General features: G+C 51.1%; 20 protein-coding genes. 4 read left to right on the top strand and 16 right to left on the bottom strand.

Annotated elements, in window-relative coordinates; all coding sequences use genetic code 11:
- Nucleotides 1–140: 140 nt before the first annotated feature.
- The 5 genes from alaS to mnmA form a co-directional block, all read right to left on the bottom strand.
- On the bottom strand, nt 141–2,774 hold the full coding sequence (gene alaS, locus HPY90_RS00835; protein ID WP_287189996.1) for an alanine--tRNA ligase: 2,634 nt from the start codon (nt 2,772–2,774) through the stop codon (nt 141–143).
- Between the two features lie 59 nt (nt 2,775–2,833).
- Nucleotides 2,834–3,859 carry an AI-2E family transporter gene (locus tag HPY90_RS00830; protein WP_287189994.1) on the bottom strand — a complete coding sequence of 342 codons (1,026 nt, stop codon included), beginning with the start codon at nt 3,857–3,859 and terminating at the stop codon, nt 2,834–2,836.
- A gap of 80 nt (nt 3,860–3,939) precedes the next feature.
- The gene (locus tag HPY90_RS00825) at nt 3,940–4,113 is read right to left on the bottom strand and encodes a YrzR-like zinc ribbon domain (RefSeq protein ID WP_013174540.1); all 174 of its coding nucleotides are present in this window, start codon (nt 4,111–4,113) and stop codon (nt 3,940–3,942) included.
- Entirely contained in the window at nt 4,110–4,577 is a 468-nt protein-coding gene (locus tag HPY90_RS00820) for a PRC-barrel domain-containing protein (protein ID WP_287189991.1), read from the bottom strand. The genes HPY90_RS00825 and HPY90_RS00820 overlap by 4 nt, the downstream gene beginning before the upstream one ends.
- Nucleotides 4,578–4,642: 65 nt before the next feature.
- Nucleotides 4,643–5,665, bottom strand: a complete 1,023-nt coding sequence (gene mnmA / locus HPY90_RS00815; RefSeq protein WP_287189989.1) for a tRNA 2-thiouridine(34) synthase MnmA — start codon at nt 5,663–5,665, stop codon at nt 4,643–4,645.
- A 207-nt stretch (nt 5,666–5,872) separates the two neighbouring features.
- On the opposite strand from mnmA, the gene HPY90_RS00810 reads away from it, so the two are divergent.
- Nucleotides 5,873–7,111, top strand: coding sequence for a replication-associated recombination protein A (locus HPY90_RS00810; RefSeq protein ID WP_353733627.1), 1,239 nt, complete (start codon nt 5,873–5,875; stop codon nt 7,109–7,111).
- Between the two features lie 240 nt (nt 7,112–7,351).
- On the opposite strand, the gene trxA is transcribed toward HPY90_RS00810, so the two are convergent.
- Nucleotides 7,352–7,678: a thioredoxin gene (gene trxA, locus HPY90_RS00805; protein ID WP_287189985.1), complete on the bottom strand. Its 327-nt coding sequence runs from the start codon at nt 7,676–7,678 to the stop codon at nt 7,352–7,354.
- Nucleotides 7,679–7,968: 290 nt separating this feature from the next.
- On the opposite strand from trxA, the gene HPY90_RS00800 reads away from it, so the two are divergent.
- Together HPY90_RS00800 and HPY90_RS00795 are read left to right on the top strand one after the other, a co-directional pair.
- The gene (locus tag HPY90_RS00800) at nt 7,969–8,280 is read left to right on the top strand and encodes a YbaB/EbfC family nucleoid-associated protein (RefSeq protein ID WP_013174534.1); all 312 of its coding nucleotides are present in this window, start codon (nt 7,969–7,971) and stop codon (nt 8,278–8,280) included.
- 5 nt (nt 8,281–8,285) lie between these two features.
- Complete coding sequence (locus HPY90_RS00795) at nt 8,286–8,651, top strand: hypothetical protein (protein ID WP_287189984.1); 366 nt, start codon at nt 8,286–8,288, stop codon at nt 8,649–8,651.
- A 427-nt stretch (nt 8,652–9,078) separates the two neighbouring features.
- Here HPY90_RS00795 and HPY90_RS00790 read toward each other — a convergent pair whose 3' ends face one another.
- Genes HPY90_RS00790 through HPY90_RS00780 form a run of 3 tightly spaced genes read right to left on the bottom strand, consistent with a single transcriptional unit; the run spans nt 9,079 to nt 12,385 of the window.
- Entirely contained in the window at nt 9,079–10,431 is a 1,353-nt protein-coding gene (locus HPY90_RS00790; protein ID WP_287189982.1) for a VanW family protein, read from the bottom strand.
- 16 nt (nt 10,432–10,447) lie between these two features.
- Complete coding sequence (locus HPY90_RS00785; RefSeq protein WP_287189980.1) at nt 10,448–11,206, bottom strand: PRC-barrel domain-containing protein; 759 nt, start codon at nt 11,204–11,206, stop codon at nt 10,448–10,450.
- Nucleotides 11,207–11,230: 24 nt separating this feature from the next.
- Nucleotides 11,231–12,385 (bottom strand): hypothetical protein, encoded by a 1,155-nt coding sequence (locus HPY90_RS00780; RefSeq protein ID WP_287189978.1) that lies wholly within the window; start codon nt 12,383–12,385, stop codon nt 11,231–11,233.
- A gap of 402 nt (nt 12,386–12,787) precedes the next feature.
- Between HPY90_RS00780 and HPY90_RS00775 the strand changes: the two genes are divergently transcribed.
- A complete protein-coding gene (locus tag HPY90_RS00775; protein WP_287189977.1) occupies nt 12,788–13,696 on the top strand; it encodes a C1 family peptidase in 909 nt (302 codons plus the stop codon).
- A 218-nt stretch (nt 13,697–13,914) separates the two neighbouring features.
- Here HPY90_RS00775 and HPY90_RS00770 read toward each other — a convergent pair whose 3' ends face one another.
- The 7 genes from HPY90_RS00770 to HPY90_RS00740 all read right to left on the bottom strand — a co-directional run bounded on the left by HPY90_RS00770 (nt 13,915) and on the right by HPY90_RS00740 (nt 18,089).
- Nucleotides 13,915–14,193, bottom strand: coding sequence for a DUF5320 domain-containing protein (locus HPY90_RS00770; RefSeq protein WP_287189976.1), 279 nt, complete (start codon nt 14,191–14,193; stop codon nt 13,915–13,917).
- Nucleotides 14,194–14,323: 130 nt separating this feature from the next.
- Nucleotides 14,324–15,187, bottom strand: coding sequence for an Mrp/NBP35 family ATP-binding protein (locus HPY90_RS00765; RefSeq protein WP_013174527.1), 864 nt, complete (start codon nt 15,185–15,187; stop codon nt 14,324–14,326).
- Nucleotides 15,180–16,037, bottom strand: coding sequence for an ATP-binding protein (locus HPY90_RS00760; protein WP_287189974.1), 858 nt, complete (start codon nt 16,035–16,037; stop codon nt 15,180–15,182). Before HPY90_RS00760 ends, HPY90_RS00765 begins: the two co-directional genes overlap by 8 nt.
- Nucleotides 16,034–16,879, bottom strand: coding sequence for an ATP-binding protein (locus tag HPY90_RS00755; protein ID WP_013174525.1), 846 nt, complete (start codon nt 16,877–16,879; stop codon nt 16,034–16,036). Before HPY90_RS00755 ends, HPY90_RS00760 begins: the two co-directional genes overlap by 4 nt.
- Before the next feature lie 12 nt (nt 16,880–16,891).
- Nucleotides 16,892–17,248: a NifB/NifX family molybdenum-iron cluster-binding protein gene (locus tag HPY90_RS00750; RefSeq protein ID WP_287189972.1), complete on the bottom strand. Its 357-nt coding sequence runs from the start codon at nt 17,246–17,248 to the stop codon at nt 16,892–16,894.
- Between the two features lie 17 nt (nt 17,249–17,265).
- Nucleotides 17,266–17,607, bottom strand: a complete 342-nt coding sequence (locus HPY90_RS00745) for a NifB/NifX family molybdenum-iron cluster-binding protein (protein ID WP_013174523.1) — start codon at nt 17,605–17,607, stop codon at nt 17,266–17,268.
- An 80-nt stretch (nt 17,608–17,687) separates the two neighbouring features.
- A complete protein-coding gene (locus tag HPY90_RS00740) occupies nt 17,688–18,089 on the bottom strand; it encodes a DUF134 domain-containing protein (protein ID WP_287189970.1) in 402 nt (133 codons plus the stop codon).
- Nucleotides 18,090–18,162 lie beyond the last annotated feature (73 nt).

Here is an 18,162-nt window from a genome sequence, read left to right as displayed (position 1 = left end):
TGTTGTTGTCCCCCATTACGACGAACCGCAAACCCTATGACACCTTTCGGCGTCACTGTTGAGGAAGATTGACGTAACTCGCTCCAATCCGCAAAATCAACCAAAGTCAATCAGCGTTAATCTGCGTCTTATTCCTGAACTCAGAGACTCGCCTCGATTTTAGCCCGGGCTCGCTGTAAGGCTTCCCCAAGTTTTTCGGGAATTTTGCCTCCGGCCTGGGCCATGTCCGCCCGGCCCCCGCCCCCGCCGCCGACCACACTCGCCGCCGCTGACACGATTTCGCCGGCATGCAAGCGGTCGGTCAGTTCCTTGGCAACGAAGACCACCAGGTTGACTTTGCCGTCCCGAGCCGAACCGAGTACCACCACCGCCCGGCCCAGTTTGTCCCTCAGCATCTCCCCGTTCTGTCGAAGCACAGCCATGTCTTGCCCGCTCATCTCGGCTACCAAGACTTTGACCCCATTAACCTCAAAGGCCTGCTGCAATAGCTCTGCCGCTTCCTGGCGGGCCAGCTTGTTTTTCAAGGCTTCGATCTCTTTTTCGCTCTCTTTCAGCTCCCGGCTCAAGCTTTCCACCCGTTGGGCCAGCTCTTGTGCTGGAACCTTTAGAACCGAGGCTGCTGTCTTTAACTCCCTCTCCTGGGCATTGAGATAATCCAAAGCCCTGGGACCGGTCAAAGCTTCAACCCGCCGAAGTCCTGCCCCGATGCTGCCTTCATTGATAATTTTGAATAGACCTATTTGCCCGGTGTTCTCGACATGGGTGCCACCGCACAACTCGATGCTGAAATCCCCGATACTGATGACGCGAACCTCATCTCCATATTTTTCACCAAAAAGCGCCATAGCCCCTTTCTGCTTGGCTTCTTCTAAAGTAGCGAGATCCACTTCTACCTTTTCCAGGTCCCAGATCTTGCGGTTGACGATATCCTCGATTGCCTGAATCTCTTCCTCGGTCAACGGCGCAAAATGGGAAAAGTCAAAGCGCAAGCGCTCCGGTTCGACCAAAGACCCCTTCTGCTGGGCGTGCTCGCCCACTACCATGCGCAGAGCCCTGTGCAAAAGATGCGTTGCCGTGTGGTTTCTGGCTGTGGCCAGTCGGCGCTGCTCATCCACCTCGGCCTGAACCTCTTCGTTTTTGACCAGTATACCCTGCACCCGCCCGTAGTGAAGTATCCATCCGGCTACCTTTTTTACGTCATCCACGATAAAAGTGCCTTCTGAACCCTTTATGACTCCTTTATCCGCTACCTGTCCGCCGCTTTCTGCGTAGAATGGAGTCTGGGCTAGCACCAGTATGGCTTCTCCATCCCGGATGAGATCCACCTCTTCTTCCCCGCTGATGATGGCCTGAATCTTGGTCAGGGTAAACAAACGCTGATATCCCTCAAAGTCGGTAGAAGGTATACCTTCCAGCATCTCGGCCAACCGCTTCTCCTGTGCGAAGGCATCTTCTCCTTTTTGCGCCCTCCGGGCCCGCTCCCGTTGTTCTTCCATCAACCTGTTGAAATCTTCCTTATTTACCCCCAGGCCGTTTTCTTCCGCCATATCCTCGGTCAGATCTAAGGGAAAACCGTAAGTATCGTAAAGCATGAAGGCGTCTTGCCCCGATATGTCTTTTCTCCCCTCGGCCTGGCACCGTTCGATGATTTCGCCCACCTTGCGAATCCCCTCGTTAAGAGTAACAAAGAATCTCTCTTCTTCCATTCTTACAACCTTAGCCACGAACTCCTGTTTGTCCACCAGGTCGGGATACGAATCTTTCATCTTGTCGACTACAACCCCAACCATCCGGTACAGGAAAGGCGCCTCAATACCCAAAAGCCTCCCAAAGCGCACTGCCCGGCGTAAAATACGGCGCAAAACGTAGCCCCGTCCTTCATTGCTGGGCAAAACCCCGTCACCGATGAGGAACGTGCAGGCCCGGCTGTGGTCCGCTATCACGCGGAAAGGAAATCCCCCGGGCCCCCGATCATATTTCTTGCCTGTCATCTCCTCGATTTTTTGGATAATGGGAATAAAGAGGTCGGTATCGAAGTTACTATCAACACCTTGCAAAATGGAGGTAATGCGTTCTAGCCCCATTCCGGTATCGATACTGGGACGGGGGAGCGGGGTCAGGTTACCGGCTTCGTCCCGGTTAAACTGCATGAAAACCAGGTTCCATATCTCCAGCCAGCGGTCACAATCGCAGACACCCAAAGCACAGAGAGGGGCATCACAGCGATACTTCTCCCCGCGGTCGTATATGATCTCGCTGCAGGGACCACAAGGCCCGGTATCACCCATAGCCCAGAAGTTGTCTTTTTCGCCCATGCGTACGATCCTTTGCGGGGAAATACCCGCTATCTCTTGCCACAGTTCGAAGGCTTCGTCATCATCGGTAAAAATCGTTACCCATAATCTTTCCGGTGGCAACCCGATGACCCTCGTTAACAAGTCCCAGGCGTAAAAAATGGCTTCCCGCTTGAAGTAATCGCCGAAAGAAAAGTTTCCGAGCATCTCGAAAAAAGTATGATGACGGGCAGTTCGACCTACAGTCTCCAGGTCATTATGTTTGCCTCCAGCCCTGACACACTTCTGGGACGACGTAGCCCGGGTGTAAGGGCGTTTATCAATGCCCAAAAATACGTCTTTGAACTGGTTCATGCCGGCGTTGGTAAAAAGCAGAGTTGGATCATTGGCGGGTACAAGCGAAGAACTTTCGACCACGGTATGTCCGTTCTCGGCAAAGTAATCCAAAAACATCTTACGAATCTCGCTACTGGTCCGCACTGAAATCCTCCCTCGTTTGCACTTTTTCTAATTTTCTTCTATAAGTTGGGACATGTCAATTATTCCACCACTTTGTAAAAGAAAAAACTCCCCAGGATTTTAATAACCGCGGCTACAGGAACTGCCAGTAACATACCCCAAATACCGTAAAGTTCACCTCCAGCCAAAAGAGCAAATACAACAATGAGGGGATGCAGGCCCACTTTTCCTCCCAGGATGCGGGGCGAGAGTATACTAGCTTCTACCTGTTGTACTACTAGAATAATAAGAGCAACGTAGGCAGCCAGGCGCGGAGACTGCGCATAGGCAAGCCCCACTGACGGAATTGCTCCTAGAATTGGACCGAAATAGGGAAACAGCTCGGCTACCGCGCAAATCATCCCTATCAACAGCGCAAATTTCACTTTGAGGAGGGCAGCCCCGAGGCCGGTCATCGAGCCTACCAGGACAGCTACCAACAGATGTCCTTTAATAAACTCCTTCAGCACCCCGTCAATATCTCGCCCCAGCTTAATGGTGTCCTGCCGGGCACTGACCGGCAGGATGTCGAGAAAGCCGTCTCTGATCTTTTCCCAATCTTTTGTCAAGTAAAAGGCTAAAATGGGTGCAAATATTATCGAGAGTATGCTGTGAGCGAAGTTAAAAATAGCCTCCAAAAACCCGCGAAACAAACCGTATAAATAGCTTCGCCCTCTCTCGACGGCTTCGTCAACCATTTGATCGATTGAGTCTGCATTGAAAGCCATGTTTTCCACCCGATGGGCCATCTGTTCTGCCTGGCCTACATAATGAGGAATAAGAGCACCTACAGCCCCCACTTCTCTCACCATCGCCGGCACCGCATAATAAAAGACGGCTCCGGCCACGGCTGCCGCGCCCAGATATACTAAGAGTATGGCGTAACTGCGACCGATTCCTATTCTTTCAATCCTGTGAACAACAGGAAACACCAGGTATGCCAGCACCACAGCAACCGCAAAAGGAGTCATTACCTGTCGAACCAGGTACAAAAAATAACTGGTGGCCAAGACCACCAGGATCATCACCGTATACCGTAAACGCCGGGAAGGAAAAAGGGACGACACGCTTCATCCCCTCCTGAAATTCAATAAACGTTCAACCCTCCTCGTCCAGGTATCATTTCCCAACCTCGAGGCGCGGCTTTTTACCGCCCGATATCAAAAGAATCGTTCAAGGATACCAGGCTACCGTCCTCGGCCACCTCATACAGGCTAATCTTGCCTCTACTAGTATTGAACTCGACAAAACAGTTCCAGCAGTAGTACTGGTCGTTCCCTACCTTGCCCACCTGCACTCCGCCACATACTGGACAATTCAACCATTTCCACTCCTTTCTTCGGATTCCACAACAACCATGTCCGACCCGTCAACCCGGATGGAGTTCATAGGTATTTCCTCCCGCCTGCCTGCCAGAAAATCTTGAATAACCCCACCCGAGATCTCAACCGCGATCGTCCCCTTCGTCTCTTCGTCGATGACCAGGTCACTAACCCTGCCGATCTCGCGTCCATCGCTATCGAAAATGGTTTCACCCATTTTATCCTTATATGATGATTTTCCCCTTCCTTGATACGGTCTTAAACCTGCACCTTCATTCAATAAAACAGCATCTTCCCCTATACTAAAGCCTTCCTGTTCGATAAATCCAACCTTACCGTTTTCTTCCTCGACCAGCAATCCTTTCAGGTCAAACTCTTCGATTACCAGGTCACACACCCTGCCCACTATCTCTCCTCTTGCCGGGACCACTATAGGCATGCCCAGGAGGCTCCTAGCCTTCAACGTCTTCTCTCCCTTCGACCAGAGACGTTTATATTATTTCCCCTGGGGACAGATTCATTCCGGTTCTAAGCTATTATCCCGCCACCCACCACTACATCCCCCTGGTAGTACACGACCGATTGGCCACGGGTAACGGCTCTCTGAGGATGAACGAATTCGACCTTTATCCCTCCAGACACGGGAGTAAGGCGAGCCTGTGCCAACGGGGCCGTATATCGTATTTTTGCTTCAGCCATTAGCGGCTCCGTCAGGGATTCGAAGGGGATAAAATTATTGTCTGTAGCCAAAAGTTCCTGGCGGTAAAGCTCCTTTTCTTCCCCCACCACCAGCGTGTTGTTTCTGGTGTCCAGGTCAATCACGTAGAAAGGCCGACCGGCCCTAAGGCCTAGGCCACGCCTTTGTCCAACCGTATATGAGATCAAGCCCTGGTGAGTCCCCAGCACATTCCCTTCTTGGTCCCGTATTGGCCCCGGAACCCCTTTTACCCCTTTGGCCGCCAGAAATTGGCGGTAATCCCCTTCTATGAAACAAACTTCCTGGCTTTCCTCTGCCTTGGCCACGGGCAGCCCATATTTTGCGGCGATTGATTTCGTCTCCCGTTTGGTCATGTTACCCAATGGGAACAATAAACGGCATAGCTGGTTCTGCTTAAGCCGATAGAGAAAATACGATTGGTCCTTTTTGGGGTCGACCCCTTTTTTGAGTAGATGTCTCCCGGTGGTCTCGTCAAGTTCCACCCGCGCGTAATGCCCGGTAGCCACCCACCGGCATCCTACGTCCCAGGCCCGCTCGAGCATCAGTCCAAACTTGATAAACTCGTTGCACACAACGCAAGGATTGGGAGTCAATCCTTCCTCGTACGTTCGGCAAAAGTAGTCAATGACCTTTCGCTTAAAATGAGCACGCAGGTCTACTACGTGGTGGCTAATCCCCAGGAAACGAGCAACTTCTGCTGCCTTTTGGCAAACTTCGGCCGACCAGTTCAGCATGGTCAACCCGATAACATCGTAGCCTTGTTCCTTGAGAAGCAGGGCGGCAACGCCGCTGTCTACTCCCCCGCTCATTAGCACTGCAACCTTTTCGCTCATACTTCCTCCGTAAGCTATAATTGAATTAAGAATTGAGAATTAAGAATGCAGAATTGCCGTTTCCATTGTCCATTCTTAATTCTTAATTCTTAACTCTTCATTCCAGTTCTAAATTATACGCAAACAAGCGTTAGGTCACTTTGAAGGGAGTTTTTTATGGATCTTTTCTCTTATCAAAGCCAAAACCAACCTCAGGTTTGGTCCCCTTTGGCGTTTAGGATGCGGCCAAAGGATCTTGACGAAATCGAAGGGCAGGCACACCTGGTCGGTCCGGGGGCACCTCTTCGCCGCATGATAGAAAGAGACCAATTGCATTCCATGATACTCTATGGCCCTCCTGGGACCGGGAAGACTACCCTGGGGAACATCATAGCCAAGAAGACACGTTCCCACTTCGAGTACTTGAAGGCAGTCAGCACTACCACGGCGGACATCCGCCAACTGGCGGGTGAGGCAGGACAGCGTTTGAAATTCTACGGACAGCGAACCATCTTGTTTCTGGATGAGATCCACCGTTTCAACAAGGCTCAGCAAGATGCCCTCCTCCCCATGGTCGAAGAAGGCATCTTCATTCTAATAGGCGCGACTACCGAGAACCCGCTCTACGAGATAAATTCGGCCCTGCTATCCAGGACCCATATATATGTACTGGAACCCCTGGATGAACAGGCAATCGAACGCATCCTCCTTCGGGCCTTGAACGATAAAGAGCGAGGCTTGGGCAAGTACGGGATCGAAATAACGGAGGAAGCCCTAAAAAGCGTCGTCATCGCAGCAAAAGGGGACGCCCGCACCGCCCTCAACCTGGTAGAAAACCTCTTTCTGGCAAAGTACCGGGAAGGGGAACGGCTGCTCATTACTCCCCAGGAAGTCGCGGAGGTGCACGGGAAAACGGTAATCAATTACGACAAAAAGGCGGATCATCATTACGACACCATTTCCGCCTTCATTAAAAGCATCCGCGGCTCGGATCCAGATGCTACGCTCTTTTGGTTAGCAGTAATGCTCGAGGGAGGCGAAGACCCCAGGTTTATAGCCCGCAGGCTGGTGATACACGCGGCCGAAGACATCGGGCTAGCAGATCCTCAAGCTTTGCTGATCGCTACCGCTGCCGCGCAAGCCGTAGAACTGGTGGGGCTCCCAGAAGCCCGCATCCCCTTGGCCGAGGCCTCGCTGTATCTGGCCCTGGCCCCCAAGAGCAATTCCAGTAAGGTAGGCATCGACGAAGCCCTAGAAGCAGTCAGGGATCTTCCTTTGATTAAGGTTCCCCTTCATATCGCCGACGCTTCTCATCCCAGGGCCGCAATCCTGGGTCGGGGAGTCGGTTACAAATACCCCCACGACTTCGGGGGCTACGTTGACCAACAATACCTCCCGCCGGAACTCGAAGGTAAACGATTTTACCACCCTTCCGGCAACGGCCGCGAAAAACGGGGCAAACCTTAGCCACAGATAAACACAGATAGACACAGATGATCACAGATATTTGTTATTAGACGCAGAAGGACGCAGATATTATAATTTTATAATGGTATAATTTTCCTAAAGTGTGGTCTACAGCCATCTGATGCATATTGTTATACTTACGGTAATTCAATTTTGCTGAGAACAAAAAAATATATAAAAATTAGAATTGTCTGCGTTAATCAGCGTCAAAAGCATCCGTGTCAATCTGTGGCTCAACTTCTAACCTAAAACCTTCTCTATCGCCGCTGCCAGCTCGCCTTTGCTCTGGTAGCCGATCAACCGTTCTTCTTCCTGCCCATTCTTGAAAATAATCAGGGTTGGTATACTCATGATCCCGTATTTTGCAGCCAGTGTCCGGTTCTCGTCTACATTTACCTTGCCCACTTTTAAACGGCCAGCGAAGTCCTGGGCAATCTCTTCCACCACCGGTCCCACCATCCTACAAGGACCGCACCATGCCGCCCAAAAGTCTACCAGGACTGGAATATCGGATTTTAATACCTCAGAATCAAAGTCATTCACCCCGAATTGTTGCACCGCTGACATAACAACTTCCTCCTTTCATTTCCGCGGTAAACACTGGCCCGTGGAAACCCTGACCAACACCCAACTTCTCGAGCCAAAAATCCTTTTTCTTAAATTATAACACCAAGTGACCAATAGTAACCGCCAAGGCCAATGATATCACTGCCCAAAACAGGGTACGCAAGGATTCCCTTTTGACAACTTGTCTTAATTCCTCCATTTTGTGTTTGCCTCCTTTTTTTACCTAAGCTAAAAAAACCAGCCTTGAATATAATTTTATAGAATTCCCATGCCAGACCGGAGGTGATAAAGTGGAAACCGAAGACCTCTCCCGCATGTTGAATAGCGCCGAACAACTTCGCCAGCGCTTGGTTGACATCGATAAATCCCTCAAAAAAGGAGTATTCACGGTCAACTCCCAGAACAACCTAGTCTCTATTTCCATGAATTACCAACAGGAGGTCCTAGATATTTTCATCGATACGAGCCTTCTCTCTCCCAGTAAGGCCGGTATCCTCAAGTCCAGTGTGGTCGAAACCATCAACCGAGCTATTAAAATGGCCCGCGATAAGATGATAGAGGAAACCGCCAAAGCCATTAACCTGCTTCACATAAAGGAGTGAAAACCATGGACAAACAAGACCTTGTCAAACTGCTGTCAACTATCGTGTACGAGGTCACTGTCCCGGGCAAAAACGGGCACCTCGATATTCCCAGTTTAGTCGGCCTGCTCTCGCTCGTCAACCTTCTAGGGATAATCAACTACATTTCGACTCATTCCCAGGTGCAACCCGCCCCTATGGTGGAGAATTCGGCCGCGGAAACCCGAGACCTCTTAGCCGGTCTGCTCAGTTCCTTAAAATTAAGTTCGGGAGAAACCACTAATACTCAAAATTTGAACCCCCAAACCTTGATGCTCCTTCTGAACCTGCTGGCCAACCTTAACAAGAAAAAAAATGAAGAAAACCTCGAAGTACCGGCGGTAAGCGACTGATTAATACCATCCTCTGCCTCCAGCCCATGTCGAGGCTAGTTAACCATTACAAGTCTACCCCTTTCCCGCGAGGAATAACAGGAGCACAGTAACCATGTTAATGCGCGTTTCATAACATGTATTAACCCCAGGATATGACCTGCTCGAATGTCTTTGACCACTAGTCCGGTTGGTTAACTGCTGGGAAGGAGGGGTAGATCGACCAGGCCTTATCCCCCTCTTCGACGGGCTAGCCACCTCGACACGAAAGGAGGCCAGTAGGTGAAAATGGATGGTTGCGGACGCGACAACGGCTTTTTGTTAATCCTACTCCTAATAATCCTGCTGTTTTGCTTTGACGGCTGGGGCTCATACTAATACGAAGAAGCCGCTATAATGCGGCTTCTTCTCCTTATAAGACGGCATTCTCAATATCCTCCCCCGACCCTCACTTCATCTCGCCTGAACCGTTGGGCCCCACCAGTATAATCATATCCGTTGGCCGGTAATAATCTTCGGACAAGAGAGTCTTTTCTACATCGCGGCCATTTTCGGAAACCACGCGGTATATCTTGACCAGATACCCCTTCTTCCCTGCCTGTTTTACCACGCGACTTCCCTCCGGCAGCGCCGGATCGCTTTTAACAACCACTCGGGGCTGGATCTCTTTTTTTTCAGTCTCCACCCTTATTTTCCGGCCGGCATACGTCTGGCACCCGAAAATCCTGGCAATCAGTTTGTCATCTTTGACCGATATCGAAATCATAACAGGGAAATCCGTGTTGTTCCTGAACTTCATGTCCGTTCCTGCAGTCGACGATATAGTAGCATCTAGCCCTAAAGGAGCATAGCTGATAGGACGGGAGTGAGGCCGGCGCTCAATTATTTCCAAACCTGCCTGCAACACCGCGTTGTACAGAGTGGTAGCCACCTGGCATATTCCCCCGCCAACATCCTGTACTACCCGGTTATTAGCAAAAACAGGGGCTTTTTGATAACCATCCTTCTCGCTTCTAGGCCCTAGAGCCTCGTTTAGCGAGAAGACTTGATCCGGCATGATTATGGTTCCGTCGATAGAAGCGGCCGCAAGCTTAAGGTTATTGGTACGAGCCTTCTGGTTCGGGTCAAAGGTGGTCACGTATACACCTAGAGTATCTTTGACTGTTTTGATATCATCCAGCTTTACCCGGGGGTAAACGGTTTTAAAAGCGATGGACACAGGCCCCAGTTTACCTGCAGCTAGACTCTGTTCTAAGCGTCGAAGGGTTGTCTCTTGGTCAACCTTTCGCCCGTTTTCATGAGGTATGTATTCCAGAGAATCGTCCCGCCATATTATCCGCGCGTCCTTAGCGGGAACATCAAATTCGGAGCTCAGCTTTCTAATTACTTGTTCTAGATTCCCATGATTCCAAGTAAAAACTATGGGTAAATCTCGACGTTTGGCTCGGCTCAAACTATGAATTACCATTCCTTGCCAACCAGCCCATCCCTCATCCTGACAACGGGCTAGGCTTTGCTCTATATCAATCCCTATATGGCAATCCTGTCGAGTTACACTCACGTTCTTATCCTTTGATGAAAACACTACTCCATTATCAATCCGTTCGGAGATACCGGCCAAAAGTTTCTCTTTGGCTTTTTCGTAGGGCAATCCTCCTACCGGGATACCTGCAATGAAGGTGTTAGGCGGGATTCTCCCGTTATCCTTTGCAGTCAAAACCAGAGACGTCCCCAAAACCGTGATGATGTACACTATGACCGCACCGGTCAATCCCCACCACAGCTGTTTCCTGTCAGGCAACATAAGCTTCTCCTACTTACGGTTTGATATTCTGTGATAGTTCGATAAGCCTACCGTGGGCCTCGGCGATATCCAAAACAGCTTCGTCTATAAGAGCACCTTCGGGTATGATTACATTGCCGGCATCGTCTCTAATCTCCTGAATAACCCTCTTGCCCATGAGGAACTGTCTCTGCCTTTCCACAAACAGCTTGGTTGCCGCGGATTCTCGTCCTGACTCCTCTCCCGAAACGCTTTGGCCTTCGTTCCCGGATGCCGCTATTTCCCCGGTTGTCGACGGGCGGCGGGTAGGCCCAACCTCGCCCAGTTTCTCTTCCACTACCAGTACGTCCTTACCAAAGGTAAGAACCTGATTAGCCCTGATCACCGTGGTTTCGCCTTCTCCATCCAGGGATTTAAACTCCAAACTGGTTATCTTACCGGTGTTTTCATCCACCTCATACTCGCTGACCACACCCAGCAGGTTACCTTTCTTGGTCAAGACCTTTGTCCCCTTCACTTTGATGTTTCGCTGGAGAAGGACGCTGGCATTGGTCGACTCGTTCAAATTGGTCAAAAGGTTCTCACTCTCAGTCGTGACCGCATGGGCCCCGATCCCCATGACAGCACGGTAGGGAAGAACCTTGGCCCCCACGTACCAGTTGCCCCCGTTCACCAAAAGGTATTCAATCGAACCCTCTTCCGGATTGATCACCAAGTCCTTTACCTGCCCAACCTCCTTCCCATCGACTATAGAAAAAACCGGCAGCCCAATGATCTCCTGGGTTTTTTTCATGGACCTAACTCCCTTCCCGTTTGATTATTTATTATGATACGCAGAAATAAACTCTTCCCAAGCCCTGCGCCTTATCAACCTCGGAATTTGTGAAGCTGGTAAATCGGGCATACCGATCTCCTGCAAAAGCCTTTTCGTGATTTCAAGCAACTTTTTCTCCCGGAACGCCGTTTCGCTTCTCGCCTCACCGATTGCCCCGTTTTGAGCCAGGGCATCCAATACTTCTAAGGCTTTACTGTAGTCTCCTGTCTCGCGGTAAAGGGTAACCAGTTCCATGCCTAACATAAAGTGAAGTTCAGGCTGGGTAGATACCTTCCAAGCTGCAAAGAAGCTGCTCGCAGCTTCACCATAGTCTCCCTCGGACTTGGCTCTAAATCCCCTGTCTATCAAGTTTTCAATGGCGGCTCCCGTTTCTGCCGGCGGTTCTTCAACAGCCGGAGTATCGGGTTGCGGGCCTTCATCTTCCGCTCCAGTACCCACAGGCCCGGGCAGTTCGATCGAATCGAGAACACCCTCTCCTATTAACCCGTCTTCGCCCGCTGTTTGTCTCTCCGGACCCTCAAGCGGTACCGCAAGGTGTTGCCTCAATTCTGGCCCCTCACCACCCAAAAGCTCTGCTTCCTTATCCGGAGCCGATATTTCGGCTTCACCACTCGCACCTGCTTCGCCTTCTGTTACCGGTTCAACTTCAGAGGCCAAAATTCCCAACTCTTCTATTACGTTTCCGATACCTGCGGCTGAATCTGGAACAACCAGTACCGGCGGGCTTTCTTCTTCTGGTTCTGTTTCTATAACGATTGCGTGCTCCTCCGATTCTACCTCACTCGTCGCCCGACCACCGTTGGGAGCACCTTCTTCAACAAGACCAAGCTCTTCGCTCATTGCTTCGCAAGACTCCAAATAGGAGCTTTGCCCTGCTTGATCCGACGCGGCTAGCTGAGGCTTCCCCCAGGTCCAAATCAACAGACCTGCTCCTGCAAAAATTACCACATGCAGCCCGGCAAAAGCAAACGGGTTCAAATTCGACGCCAGGACGGGGAACAATCCAACCAGCACCAAAGCAACCATCAATAAAAGCCCAATCGCTCTGGGGCTCAGTCCCCGTTTTTGAAGCCACTTAGAGCCCACCACTGCCACCGGCACAAAAATCACCAAGGCCACGGCCAGGTATTCCAACACAGATGCAAACCTCCCCAGTTTTTTCTTCGACAAGGTCCGTCTTTTTCCTTCTTTCACCTCCAGGTGCAACAGCTAATCAACTTTGCAGTCTGATTCAAAAATAGCCGCTAACCGCGTGCTCAGCACCATACATAAATGATCGAGCTATCTCGGTACACAATGGCCGGCTGGCTTTGTAACTACAGGCATTTTAAGATGTTCTGAACACTGAGTCAGTGCACGCCTATGTACCTTGGCGGAGCAAAACGTGGGAGAGACCCGTATTATGTATTGACCAAGGTTAATGTCATTTGTTCCAAATATTGTGTTATTCGACAGCCCTATCTTAGTTCCTGCTGGTTTCACCAACTATTTACTGCCTAGGTCCTAATTAAAGAGCTAATCAGGGAGAGGAGGGACTTCATGTCCGACTACCGTCACCGCAAACTCGGGGCTATTCCCAGCCCCAAAGATCACCGCGATTTTCACGTTGCCCGTTTTGTGCAAGTCGAGAGGTCTTTCCCGGTTGAATTCAAGGTAGCGCCTCTGATACCAGAGCCTTACGATCAGGATGATGTAGGAGCCTGCGTAGCCTATTCTCTGAAAGCAATCAAAGAAATTCAAGAACAAAAAGAAAGGAATACGTACACTCGTTACTCCGCTGCTTACATCTACGGAGCCCGAGAGCAAAAACACTATCGGGGTGAAGGGATGATACCGCGTGAGGCCTTAGAAATCCTGCTCAAACGCGGAGTATGCCGGGAGCAATTGCTTCCGGGGATTTACCCATACCCGGTAGCAGCTACTATGATAACCGAGGCCATGCACAATGATGCCTACCCGCAAAGAATCAAGGCTTACGCCGCGGCTTATCTGGTTGAGGAAATCAAATCCGCCTTAATGGATCTGGGTCCGGTGATGGCAGTGATTCCGGTTTATGACAGCTTTTACCAGGGAGGCCACCTGCCCAAACCCGACCCCATCAAAGAGAATATGTACGGCTTTCACGCCCTGGTTCTGGTGGGCTGGACCAAAGATAACCGGTGGTTAGCCCTGAATTCGTGGGGAAAAGACTGGGGAGAGTTGGGAGGTTATTGTACCTTGCCCTTCGATTATCCATTCTCCGAAATATGGACCATAACCGATCTGGTAGTTCAACCCGAACCCAAAGTTTACGAGATCTTTGTTTCGCCGTGGCGCAAGGGCAGCCGCAGAGCCTGGCTGGTCCACATGGGACTGTTCGCTACCAAGGAGGAAGCAGTAGAACAGGTAATCAAGCCTCTGCAGGATGACCTAGCTAGGGCCGGTCAGAAGCTAAAAATCAATACCTGATACCTACTCCTTAAACAAGACACTGCTTCACGCAGGCAGACTTTTTGGATGGAGACACGTTGCGTTGAAGGACAAAAGCCCGGAGGCCTTTTAACCGTGCAGCCTGGTGTTAGCGAGTGAGTTCAAGCATCGAAAAATCGAGCCGTCAAAAGCGACGGCTCAATTCATATTGTGTGCGGCCTAGAGGCCGTTGTGGAGGGTGCCTCATAATCGAAATGTTAATCTTCCTTAGCGTCTTCCAGGTAACTGTCTACCGCTTTTAGCTCTTGTTCCAGGTACCGGCGGTAATTTTTCAAAGCCTCCTGATTCTGGCCGGGGAAGCCTCCGAAAAAGCCCCAGAAACCGCGGCCGAAACCTCTTCCAAATCCTCTGCCGCCAAAGCCGAAAAATCCCCGGCCTAAGCCTCTTCCCATACGCCGGCCAGCTCCGCAGGGTCCAAAACCCCTTCCGGTCCCCGGTCCATATCCCAACGGTCCGGTTCCGTTAAATCCAGGCATTCTGTTCACCTCCCGAGATAATTATCCAAAAGAACATATCAATTTGGTCATATGCTCGATTTAATTCTAACCCCATTTTGAACATATGTCAATTATCTCGGGTATTAAATTATAAAAATTCAACTCAGAACTAAGCCTCTTCAGGCGCAGGGTTTTTCCCTTTCACCTCTTCGAGCAACCTTACCGTTATCTCTTCTACTGCTTCCGACTTGTAGTCTTCAATAGTACCTTCGTCAGCCATCTCGATTAACTCAGGATCCCACTTCAAGCTCCCTAAATAAGGAATGTTCATTTCCTCCGCGACTTTTTGCCCGCGGTTGCGCCCGAAGACTTCCAAGAATGTTCCGCAGCACGGGCAGACCACACCGCTCATGTTTTCTATAAGCCCTAGAATGGGTTTATCCAGCTTTTGCGTCATTTTTATCGATTTTTTAACCACCATCGATACCAGGTCCTGCGGGGATGTGACTATCACTACTCCGGTAACCGGCAGGCTCTGCAAAACCGTCAGTGGCACGTCACCGGTGCCAGGCGGGAGGTCCACGATCATGAAATCCAGTTCGCGCCAGTCCGTTTCCTCCCAAAACTGCTTTACCCCGCCGGCTAAAAGCGGACCTCTCCAGATTATGGGATCATCCTCGTTGGGCAAAAGCAGGTTGATGGACATGAGCTTGATACCGGTCCGGGTTTCCGGCGGCTGTATGCCGAACGGGGTCACGCCCGGGCTCCTCGCAATGCCGAACGCTTTTGGAATACTAGGACCTGTGATGTCCGCATCCAGTATCCCGACCTCGTAGCCTTTCTGTCTCAAGCTGAGAGCGAGAAGACTGCTGACCGTGGACTTGCCCACCCCGCCTTTCCCGCTCATCACCGCGATCATGTTCTTAACGTGGTTAAAGCAACCTACCAGAGACTTTTCCTCGATGGACTGAGCTTGACTGCAGCTCCCATCTTGGCTTGAGGGACAGGTTTTGCAACTCTCACCGTTACTCACTCAAACATACCTCCATTTCTTTCCAAATAGGTTTCACGATTTCGGCTATATCTTTAGAATAACTCACAGGGGGTAAGCAGCAATCAATCGCGTGCAAAAAGTCTTCGCGGTAAGGGATGGTTCCCCAAACCGCAATCCCTTTATCCCTGCAAAACTCCTTTATTTCTTGGGTTTTGATGGGACTGAGATCGCACTTGTTGATTACTACCCCGAACCTTACCTTGAAATGCTCGCAGAGTTCTATGACTCTCTGCATGTCGTGGATAGCAGAAAGCGTCGGCTCGGTAACGATAGCCGCCAGGCTACATCCTGTAATAGCCGCTATGGTCGGGCATCCGGTACCAGGAGGTCCGTCGGTTATGATGTAACGCCTCCCATCGGTCTTCGCCGCTTCTTTCGCTTTACGCCTTAGAAGAGCCACCAGTTTACCGGAGTTCGGCTGCCCCGCCCGCAGCCGCGCGTGAAACATGGGCCCGTAAACCGTCTCTGACCGGTACCATTCTCCGGAAACGCGGTCTTCCATGCGGATCGCTTCTACCGGGCAGATACGGGAGCAAAAACCGCAGCCTTCGCAGTCTAGGTCCGAAACCTGGTAATCACTAACGGCGTCGAAACGGCAGATTTCCATACACAATTCGCAAATTACGCACTTCTCCCGATCCAACCACGCTCGCCGCGAGGCTGAAAAAGCCTCCGACTCCCTCGGTTGAGGCTGCAAAAGGATATGAAGGTTGGGTGCCTCCACGTCGCAGTCGCAAATCACAGAACTACCTGCCAGCACCGCTAAAGATGAGGATAAACAGGTTTTGCCGGTCCCCCCTTTACCACTGATTATCACCAACTCTTTCATCTTATCACCAGTCCCTCTATCTTGCCAACGAGCCCGGCAAACATGCCCGCATACCGCGGTAAGCTTCTGGTAAAAAGCCTCCCCTCCGCATAACAGAAGGCTATCTCGCGATCAAAAGGGATGCGCATCAGTACGGGAATGCCCCTTTCTTCAGCGTAGCAATCGATTCTGTCCCATCCTTCTCGATACCGGTTGATTATGATGCCTGCCGGGATCTCGAGCTGACCCACAAGGTCCACCATCAACTTCAAGTCGCTCAGGCCAAAAGGGGTAGGCTCAGTTACAAGCAGGCAAAAATCCGCACCTCTAACCGCTTCTACCACCGAGCACGACGTGCCCGGAGGAGCATCCATTATAACCAACCGGTTTTTCATTATCCTGTGCTTCAGTGCCTGGATAACAGTTGGAGCCGCTACTTCCCCTATATGGAGCTTCCCCTGAGCAAAGACGATATTATCTATTTCAGCTCCCTCGATTACCCCAACCTCGCGTTCTACCTCCGAAATGGCCTTCGTCGGGCAAAAATACGAACAAACCCCGCATGAGTGGCAGAGCTCCGGGAAAAACAGTATCTCTTCCGTCAAAGGTACCAGAGCATTGAAAGCACAGACATCCCCGCACAAACCACATAGATTGCAAAGCCCGTAATCTACAGAGGGCACTTGGGTGTAAACCTCGGTTCGCTCGCTAATCTCCGGCTTCAGGAACACGTGGGCATTAGGCTCTTCCACGTCCAGGTCCAAAAACTGCACCGGCTGATGCTCGGCTGAACTGGCTGCTAGGTTTGTAGCCACTGTAGTTTTGCCGGTACCGCCTTTCCCGCTGGCAACTACGATAACCACGGTTTTGCCCCCTCACCGGTGCTCGCAGTCGTGCCCTCCGTGATGGTCACACACCTCACCTGTCCCTTTAAGTTCTCCGGCCACGTATGCTTCAACAGCACCGCGGATGGATCCACGCACACCGGTTATGGTTTTTATGCCCAAACTCTGAAACAGCTCCACCGCCTTAGGTCCCATACCGCCGGCTATCACCACGTCCACTCCCTTGTCCTTTAAAAACCCCGGCAGAAACCCGGGCTGGTGCCCTGGATTATCTACTATCATCATGTTGGTGACATCTGTTCCCTCGACATCGAACAGGACGAACTGTTCGCAGTGTCCAAAGTGCTCGGACACCATATCCCCTTCTCTTGCCACCGCGATCCTCATCTTTATAACCCCCTAGTTTAATTATTAGGCATGTCCATTTTCCCCAATTTGCCTTGGATGAATAGTTCCAGGCTTTCCTGGATGGTGCCGGTCAATCCCCCATAAACCGGAATGCCAGCCCTGGCTAAAACCTCAAAGGCCTTTGGCCCTATGTTGCCCACAATCACCGCATCGATTCCCTGTTTCAGCAACGCACGGGCAGCCTTGACCCCAGCCCCGCTACTTTCGGACGCATCGTTGGCCACGAAAGTCACGCTTTTCGTATCGGTGTCAACAACTGCAAAGTAGCGGCAACGCCCGAAACGCTCGTCTACTCTCGCGTTGTCAGAATCTTGTTCCACGCTCATAGCTACTTTCATGTCTTCACCTCCATTAACCTCCTGTGCTCAGCATGTCCCTTCAAGCGTGCCTGGATACCCTTTGACCTTTACACTGAATTTCACGGCTCACCATTCTCGTCAGTACTGAGTACCTGTTCGCACTTCGGGCACCTGTAGCTACCCCTCTCTATCAGGCTGTACTGGCAGCGCGGGCACTGCAAATGCTCCGGATCGAGATGATAAGCCCCTCCTTCGATGCGCAAGGCCTTGCCTTCGATCAAAACCTCTGCCACTTTCCGCCTGGCTTCCACCAGGATGCGCTGGAAAGTCGGTCGAGAAACACCCATCCTTTCGGCACAGGCCTCCTGGTCTAACCCCACCAGATCTTTGAGCCTGATAGCTTCCATCTCCTCGATCCTCAGAACAACCTCTTCAAGGTCGTAAGCGGGAATCCCTGCCGGTTTGAACAGCGAACACATGGGTACGTGCCCGACCCTTCTCCGTTTTCTGTGTCTAGGCAATGCTCGTTTCACTCCCTGCTGTTTAAAATCGTCCGCACGTACTGAGCATAAGTTCAAATTACATGATAAAATG

Source organism: Syntrophothermus sp. (assembly GCF_013314835.1).
Taxonomy (GTDB): Bacteria; Bacillota; Syntrophomonadia; order Syntrophomonadales; family Syntrophothermaceae; genus Syntrophothermus; species Syntrophothermus lipocalidus.
Note: the sequence above shows the minus strand (reverse complement) of the source record. Positions and strands in the feature narration are given on the sequence as shown.